Source organism: Chryseobacterium sp. SIMBA_029 (assembly GCF_046535275.1).
Classification (GTDB): Bacteria; Bacteroidota; Bacteroidia; order Flavobacteriales; family Weeksellaceae; genus Chryseobacterium.
On sequence record NZ_JAWRXA010000436.1, the window covers coordinates 1 to 264 of the forward strand.

Annotated in this window: 1 protein-coding gene; it reads left to right on the plus strand. The window is 66.7% G+C overall.

The genetic code is table 11. The features are described 5' to 3' along the window. The coding region (locus tag SB679_RS24735) for a helix-turn-helix domain-containing protein (RefSeq protein WP_410704938.1) at positions 1-264 on the plus strand (264 nt) is incomplete at both ends.

The window sequence follows — 264 nt, forward strand, 5'->3', positions numbered from 1 at the left end:
GCAAGCCGGAGGGGACGTCCCTGGCCGGCTTGGTCCGTGAGTCAGGGTTGACCCGCCCCACCGTGCACCGGTTGCTGTCATCGCTGGCAGCTGAGGGCCTCCTTGAACACAATTCCGCCACCGGCAAGTGGGCCCTGGGCTCAGAAATCTTCTTGCTCGGATCCGTGGCGGCGGCCCGCTTCCCGATGGAGGAGATCGCCCGTCCATCCCTCCGCCGGTTGGCCGCTGAAACAGGGGAGAGCGCGTTCTTCTCCATCCGTCGAG